7 protein-coding genes are annotated in these 7,579 nt (G+C 63.3%); 2 read left to right on the plus strand and 5 right to left on the minus strand.

Features of this window, described 5'->3' with window-relative positions; genetic code table 11:
* The first annotated feature begins 143 nt into the window (after positions 1-143).
* On the plus strand, positions 144-1,043 hold the full coding sequence (locus tag XM50_RS00795) for a hypothetical protein (protein ID WP_046406586.1): 900 nt from the start codon (positions 144-146) through the stop codon (positions 1,041-1,043).
* 54 nt (positions 1,044-1,097) lie between these two features.
* On the opposite strand, the gene XM50_RS00800 is transcribed toward XM50_RS00795, so the two are convergent.
* From XM50_RS00800 to XM50_RS20920, 3 genes are all read right to left on the minus strand, one after another.
* A complete protein-coding gene (locus XM50_RS00800; protein ID WP_046406588.1) occupies positions 1,098-1,646 on the minus strand; it encodes a TIGR00645 family protein in 549 nt (182 codons plus the stop codon).
* 33 nt (positions 1,647-1,679) lie between these two features.
* Positions 1,680-2,714, minus strand: coding sequence for a TerC family protein (locus XM50_RS00805; RefSeq protein WP_046406590.1), 1,035 nt, complete (start codon positions 2,712-2,714; stop codon positions 1,680-1,682).
* A gap of 668 nt (positions 2,715-3,382) precedes the next feature.
* Positions 3,383-3,697, minus strand: a complete 315-nt coding sequence (locus XM50_RS20920; protein ID WP_197075255.1) for a hypothetical protein — start codon at positions 3,695-3,697, stop codon at positions 3,383-3,385.
* On the opposite strand from XM50_RS20920, the gene XM50_RS00810 reads away from it, so the two are divergent.
* Positions 3,653-5,215 (plus strand): catalase, encoded by a 1,563-nt coding sequence (locus tag XM50_RS00810; RefSeq protein ID WP_269430549.1) that lies wholly within the window; start codon positions 3,653-3,655, stop codon positions 5,213-5,215. The two genes, XM50_RS20920 and XM50_RS00810, sit on opposite strands and share 45 nt — an antisense overlap.
* Positions 5,216-5,290: 75 nt before the next feature.
* Here XM50_RS00810 and XM50_RS00815 read toward each other — a convergent pair whose 3' ends face one another.
* On the minus strand, positions 5,291-5,977 hold the full coding sequence (locus XM50_RS00815; protein WP_046406592.1) for a response regulator transcription factor: 687 nt from the start codon (positions 5,975-5,977) through the stop codon (positions 5,291-5,293).
* Position 5,978: 1 nt separating this feature from the next.
* The coding region (locus XM50_RS00820; protein WP_046406594.1) for a DUF4118 domain-containing protein at positions 5,979-7,579 on the minus strand (1,601 nt) is incomplete at its 5' end.

The raw sequence follows: 7,579 nt of genomic DNA on the forward strand, positions 1-7,579 counted from the left end.
TACATCCTCTTCCGCGCACTGCGCTCCTGGTACACGCTGGAATCGACCCTCAGCATCCCGATCACCTCGACGTCGACCCGGATCCAGATCGGGCGCCAGCCTTGGCCGAAAACGCCGCCGAGGCCACGCATCACGGAGGCCGTATGAACAGGATAGCCTTGGTGGCGGTGGCCGCCTGCGTGACGATACCGCAATACGCCTGGGCACAGGACAAGCGCCTCAGTCTTGACGGACTGTTGGCTTACGGGCTCGACGTCGTGCCGCCGGACGTTGTCGATACCTCGCCCGATCAGGATCGCATCCGCGGCATGTTCGAGGGCGAGTTCGGGGTCTCCTACGACATTGGTCCAGCCGTGGTCCGAGCGTCGGCAGGTGCCCGCGTCTTCCCGTCGGAAAGCGATTACAACCGCTACCCGCTGACGATCGGTGCGCGCTTCGATGTGCCCCTGTCGAAGGATCGTCGGACTAGGCTGCGGCTGCTGCCGAGTTACGAATATGTATTCGGCAATGACGGCCGCGTGTTCGATCGGCTGCGGCTCGATGCGCAGCTCATCCACCGACACAATCCGTCGAACATCACTACCTTCCGGGTGCGCTACGGCTACCGCAATCAGACCGAGCGGCGCTTCTCGGGCTATGACCAGAGCGAATGGCTCACCGAACTCCGCCATTTCTGGCGCCCCGGCGGCGGGCCGACGCGGATCAACGCCTCGCTGCTTGGTCTTTTCGCAGACGCTGAGGCGAACCGCTTCAGCTACAACGGCTACGGTACGCTCCTGACCGCGCGCACGCCGCTCAGCGAGGGGCTGGAGGGCTATGGCCGCCTGTATCTGGTCCACCGCGACTATCGGGCGTCCTTTTCCGCGCTTTACCCCTACAAGCGCAAGGACACCCAGTTGCGGCTGACCGCGGGGCTGCAAAAGACGCTGGACGAACGGTTCAGCCTGTTCGGTGAGGCCGGCTATGCGCGCAACAACTCAAACGTGCCCACCCGCCGCTATGACGGGTTCGTCGGGCGGGTGGGCATCCTGTTCCGGCAATAGAGTGGAAGACGGCGCGGGGTGAGCCTCACCTCACCTCACCTCACGCCCGACGGCTCAGTGCTTCTGCTGTGCCAGCTTGTCGACCCAGGCGATGCCGATCGCCGAAACGATGAACACCATGTGGATGATCGTCTGCCACAGCACCGCGGTCTCGGTCACCCGCCCCGTCGGCGTGCCGATCGCGCCGGCCTCGATAAAGGTGCGCAGCAGGTGGATCGAGGAGATGCCGATGATCGCCATCGCCAGCTTCACCTTCAAGACACCCGCATTGACGTGACTCAGCCACTCCGGCTGATCCGGATGACCATTGAGCCCCAGCCGCGACACGAATGTCTCATACCCCCCGACGATCACCATCACGAGCAGGTTGGAGATCATCACCACGTCGATCAGCCCAAGAACCATCAGCATGATCTGCTGTTCGGTGAACTCCCAGCTGTGCAGCACCAGGTGCGTCAGTTCCTTCAGGAACAGGAACACATAGACGCATTGCGCCACGATCAGCCCGACATACAGCGGCAGCTGCAGCCAGCGCGAACTGAAGATCAGGAACGGCAGCGGCTTCAATCGGGGCGAGGCTGCCGGGGTGTTGAACTCACTCATTATGTATTTGCCTGTAGAACCTGTTTCTTGTCGTCAGTGCGACGGGTTGGAAATGTCGGCCCGCGTCGGTGGGGCAGCGGCGGGTCCGGTGTCCGGCACCGTCTCGCCGCGCGTCTTCCAAAGCGAATAGGCCACCCCCGCCGCGATCAGCGCGAACGTCACGCCAAGGCTGATGACCGGCGGGAATTTCGCCCCTCCCAGGAGGAAGTCGGTCACGAAGATCTTCGACCCGATGAACACCAGGATCGCGGCCAGCGCATATTTGAGATAGTGGAAGCGATGCACAAGGGCCGCCAGCGCGAAATACAGCGCGCGCAGACCCAGGATCGCCATGATGTTCGACGTATAGACGATGAACGTGTCGGTAGTGATGGCGAAGATCGCCGGCACGCTGTCCAGCGCGAACACCAAGTCGGCAAGGTTGATGACCACCAGCGCGAGGAACAGCGGCGTCGCCGCGGTCGCCAGCTTGCCCGTCCTGGTGTCCGGCACCTTGACGAAGAAATGCTGGCCGTGGAGCTGCGGCGTCACCGGGATGTGGCGCGAAATGAACCGCACCAGCGGGTTGTTGCCGACGTCGATCGAATCGTCGTTGCTGAAGAACATCTTGATGCCGGTGAGCACCAGGAACGCGGCAAAGATGTAGAGTACCCAATAGGCCTCTGACAGCAAGGCAGCGCCGCCCGCGATCATCAGGCCACGCAGGACAATGACGGCGACGATGCCCCACAATAGCGCGCGATACTGGTATTTCGCGGGGATCGCGAAATAGGAGAATATCAGGCTGATGACGAAGACGTTGTCGATCGACAGCGCCTTTTCGATGAAGAAACCGGTGTAATATTGGATACCGGCTTCCGCACCGCGCGCATACCAGATCCAGCCGCCGAACAGCAACGCAACGCCAATGTAGAACGCCGAGAGCCTGAGGCTTTCGGCAATGCCCATCTCCCGGTCTTCCTTGTGCAGAACGCCAAGGTCGAAGGCAGTAAGGGCGATGACCAACCCGAGGAAGGCCAGCCAGAACCAGGCCGGCGTCCCCAGCCAGTCAGCGAGAAAGAAGTCCATCACATCTCTCGATCAGAGGTGGTCACGATCCATCGAACCGCCGCGGCCGGGTCATCATGCCGCGGTCAGCGTCGTCCGCGTATCAGTGACGCAGACAGGATCGGCGGGCGCCGGGTAAGCCGCCGGATCGGGCCGGGCGGAGCCTGAGACGGGCGATCGGACGGGCCAGATGGATCGGATGGATCACATCTTCAGGGCGCTGCGCAGCGATGGGCAGCGATCGTCGGGGTTTCAACGCAACATTCCTCCACATGACCAACAGGGTCATCGGAGAATCCGGGGCGCAAGGAACCAGCAACGGGCCTGACCACATCGGATTTTCCGATACGGTCCGACATCACGAGAACAGTCTCGCCAGAGGGGCCCGGGCCGTAGGGAGATATTGTCCCAAACCGGCCGTGCTGTCAATTCCTTGGCTCCCCACGCGCCCTTACGAAGGGTCACGCTGAAGCGTGCCGAGCAACTTAGCAGAGAGCGACTTCAGCTCTCCGTATGACAATGTGTGGGCCGCTTGCGGATGGGAAGCTTTTGGGCGGCAGACTGGGAAATGGCGACGTACAGGTGACCACGGACGTGCGGCGAATTAGGATCGTGAGCCGACTTGCGCCTCTAGAATCGACCACAGCTTCCTGCGCCCTGTGCGGGCCAATCGCGCAGCATGGAGGTATCTACGTAGATCTGCGCCATCCCTCCCCACCTATATCAGACGTCGTTGTCTGCCCGCGCTCCAGAGCATGTCTCTGCAGTGTGGCGTGCGCGGGTCGCTCTCGATCCGTTGCAGTCCAGATGGAGACCGAGACGTGGATCACGAACGAGACAAGAGCGGCGAGCGCGTGCTGACCAATCGTCAGGGTCACCCGATCGTCAACAACCAGTCGTAGCGAACGGTCGGTGCACGCGGCCCAGCGACGCTCGAGAATTACCAGTTCCTCGAGAAAATCACGCACTTCGATCGCGAGCGCATCCCGGAGCGCGTGGTCCATGCCCGCGGCTTCGTGTGTTACGGAACGTTCGAGGCGACCGGCAAAATCGGCGACGAGCCGGCCTCCAAATACACCCGCGCGAAGCTGTTCCAGTCGGCCGGCAAGGAGACGCCGCTGGCGATCCGCTTCTCGACGGTGATCGGCGGGCGCGACTCATCGGAGGTTGCGCGCGACCCGCGCGGGTTTGCGGTCAAGCTCTATACCGAGGACGGAAACTGGGACATCGTTGGCAACAATCTGGCCGTCTTCTTCATCCGTGATGCGATCAAGTTTCCCGACGTCATCCACTCGTTGAAGCCCGATCCGGTCACCTTCCGCCAGGAGCCGAACCGCATCTTCGACTTCATGAGCCAGACGCCTGAATCGATGCACATGCTGACACATCTGTTCAGCCCGCGTGGCATTCCAGCCAATTACCGGCACATGGAGGGTTTCGGGGTCAACACCTACAAGATGGTCAACGCGGCCGGCGACACGGTGCTGGTCAAATATCATTTCCATCCGCGCTGCGGGGTCGCCTGCCTGACGGCGGAGGAAGCCGCCAAGGTGCAGGGGCAGGATCTCGGATCGGCCTCCAAGGACCTGTTCGAAGCGATCGAGCGCGGCGATTACCCGCAATGGGACATGTTCGTTCAGATCATGGACGATCACGATCATCCCGAGCTCGACTGGGATCCGCTCGACGACACGAAGACCTGGCCGGAAGATCAGTTTCCGCTGCGGCACATCGGGGTGATGACGCTGAACCGGAACGTCGAGGACCAGCATACTGAAAGCGAGCAGATCGCGATGGGCACCGGCGTGCTGGTCGACGGCCTCGACTTCTCCGACGACAAGATGCTGGTCGGGCGCACCTTCTCCTATTCGGATACGCAGCGCTATCGCGTCGGCACGAACTATCTGCAGATCCCGGTCAACCAGGCAAAGAACGCCGCCGTCGCCACCAACCTGAACGGTGGCCAGATGTCCTATCGCCGCGATCTGGCCGAGGGCCAGAACCCGCACGTCAATTTCGAGCCGTCGATCCACAACGGTCTTTCGGAGGCGGACCGCGACGAGACCAACAACCCGCCCGAGATCCACGGCCGCCTCACCCGCAGCGTCATCGAACGGCGCAATGATTATGTGCAGGCGCGCGCACGCTACAACACGATGATGGATTGGGAGCGCGACGATCTGATCACCAACATGGGCGTCCTCCTGTCGCAGTGCGAACGCGACGTGAAGGAGCGGATGCTCTGGCACGTCTTCCTGGTTCATGACGATTACGGCGCCCGCGTCGCCGACAAGCTGGGAATGAGCCTCGCCGATGTTTCCGCGCTGGAGCCGCTTCCCAAGCAGGTTCTTACCGAGGAGGATCAGCGCCGCCTCAAGTCGCTCGGCCGAAACGGTGATGCGGTCGACGCGAGTGGCTGGGGCCAGTGGACCAGTTTGGTGAAGAACCGCCAGACGTCCTCGGAGGAAGTGCTCGCCGGGATGCGGACGCCGGCGGCATTGGACGAGTACGTCAGAGCATAGCAGCGCGCTGAGAATGCCGGCCCCGAGTAATGATGCGAGGGGCCGGAGGGAGTCTTCGTTTTACTGAACCGCGGCTCACGGGTCGGCACGGAGCCGATAGCCCACGCCAAGTTCATTCGCGATGACGCTGCCGACGGGCCCTGGCGCCTCCAGCTTCTGGCGCAGGTTCCGGATGACGATCCGGAGGTATTCGACCCGCGGATCCTCCTCCGCTCCCCAACATGCGGCGAGCAGACGTTCATGGGTCACGACGCGTCCGATGTGCTTCGCCAACGCGCCCAGAACCTCGTACTCCTTGCGGGTCAGGTGAACCTCCTTGCCGTGGCGGCACACGATCCGCCGGTCGAGGTCGATGCTGAGATCGCCCCGGCTGACGATCTTCTGGATCGTCCCGGAGGATTGCTGATGACGCAGCGCGACCCTTAGGCGGGCGAGCAGTTCCTCGGTGTCGAACGGCTTCGTCACGAAATCGTCTGCGCCAAGATCGAGGGCGGCCACCTTCTCGTCGACGGCATCGCGCGCGGAGACCACAAGGATGACGAGGTCGCCATGCGCACGGAGTTGCGGAATGATGCTGAGGCCGTCGCGATCGGGCAGGCCCAGGTCGAGCAGGATCGCACCCGGATGTTCGGCCGCGACCTGACGGAGCGCGACCTTGGCATTCTCCGCCTCGACGACCTCATAGTCCGCCCGCAGCAACGTGTTGCGCAGCAGGCGGCGGATCGCCGCGTCATCATCCACCACAAGCACTTTGGCTGGCATGTCAGGAAGCACCTTCGGTCGATAGATCGCGGACGACCAGCTTGGATGGAAAGATCAGGGTGAACACGGCGCCTTTGCCGTCCGTCCGGTTCGCCGCCTCCACGCTCATGCCCATCGCGTCGGCAAACGCCTTGACGATGGCAAGGCCCAGCCCCGTTCCGCCGATCGCACGATCGGACCCTTCGAAACGGGTGAAGGTCTCGAACACCTCGCCTTCGCGTCCCGGCGGCAGGCCGGGGCCATGATCGAGCACCGCCAGCCGCAAGTCGCCGAAACGGTTGCGCCCTTCGATGACGATCTCGGTGCCCGGTTCGCCGTAGCGCCCCGCATTGTCGAGCAGGTTCAACAGGCAATGATGGAGCAGTTGCGGATCCGCGCGGACAAGCGGCAGATCGGGCGGCACCTCCAGCCGCACCTCATGCCCCTCCAGCGCGCGCCTGGCATCATGCGCGGCGCCGGTGACGGCATCGCTGAGGTCGATCGCCTCGACGTTCAGTTTCAGCGCGCCGGCCTCGACCCGCGCCATGTCCAGCAGGTTGGCGACGAAGCGGTTGAGCCGCTGCGCCTCGCCCTCGATCGTGCCGATCAGCTCGGGCGTCACGCCATGATGCAGCTCGGCCGCAGCGGCGATAACTGCGGTGAGCGGCGTGCGCAGGTCGTGGCTGACCGATGACAGCAACGCCGCGCGCAGCCGATCGCGCGTGCGAACGACGTCGAGGTCGCGCATCTCGGATTGGAGCCGCAGGCGCTCAAGCACGAGCGCCGATTGATCGATCAGGCTGCTGAGCAAGGGCAGTTGATCGGCGCGAACGGGGCTGCCTGCCCTGTCGCTGGCGACGCCCAGCACGCCCAGCACCCGGTCGCCTGCCTTCATTGGCTGAAACAGCCATTCCGATGCGGCGAGCGTGCCCGAACCCTTGCCCGCCGGGCTGCCAGTATCGAACGCCCAGCTGGCCGCCGCATTGTCCATGATGTCGAGGCGGTAGGCGGGGTCGCTGGCCGCCAGAATCTCGAGTTCCGAGCCGGTCGTGCGACCGAGCAGCACGACCTGCACATCGAGCAGGCGATGAACATCGTCGCAGATCATTTGCGCGGCGACATCGGGATCATTGACCCCCGCGATCTGGCGCACGAAGCCGGCCAGGATGGCGTTGGTGCGTGAACTGGCGGTGGCAAGATCGGCCTGTGCTCGCACGCGCGCGGTCATCTGACTGGTGGCGATCGCGATGCCGAGCAGGACAATGACGGAGATCAGGTTTTCCGGATTGCTGATCGTCAGCGTGCCGGTGGGCGGCAGGAAGAAGAAATTGTAGGCAAGGCTTGATGCGATTCCGGCGTACAGCCCGGTACGCAACCCGAAGAGGCTGGCAGCGGCCATGACGGGCAACAGGTAAAGCAGCGCCACGTTGCCGAGATCGAGGATCTGGAACAGGGCGCTGGCGAGCGCCGTGACGCCCGCCACCATCGCTGTCGTGATCGCATAGCCAGATCGCGTTCCTGCATGACCCGGACGCTTCAGGATGCGAGGGTTGGAGGGCGGTGATGTCGGCATCGGCAGGACGTGCACCGTGACATCCGGCGTATCCCGGACCAGCTTGTCGA

The sequence above is a fragment of the Sphingomonas sp. Ag1 genome (assembly GCF_000980895.1).
Classification (GTDB): Bacteria; Pseudomonadota; Alphaproteobacteria; order Sphingomonadales; family Sphingomonadaceae; genus Sphingomonas; species Sphingomonas panaciterrae.

Bases quoted from the DNA above. Each gene is read 5' to 3' on its own strand.
- XM50_RS20920 (WP_197075255.1), bottom strand. From the start codon at position 3,697: ATGGACCACGCGCTCCGGGATGCGCTCGCGATCGAAGTGCGTGATTTT.
- XM50_RS00805 (WP_046406590.1), bottom strand. From the start codon at position 2,714: ATGGACTTCTTTCTCGCTGACTGGCTGGGGACGCCGGCCTGGTTCTGG.
- XM50_RS00795 (WP_046406586.1), top strand. From the start codon at position 144: ATGAACAGGATAGCCTTGGTGGCGGTGGCCGCCTGCGTGACGATACCG.
- XM50_RS00800 (WP_046406588.1), bottom strand. From the start codon at position 1,646: ATGAGTGAGTTCAACACCCCGGCAGCCTCGCCCCGATTGAAGCCGCTG.
- XM50_RS00815 (WP_046406592.1), bottom strand. From the start codon at position 5,977: ATGCCAGCCAAAGTGCTTGTGGTGGATGATGACGCGGCGATCCGCCGC.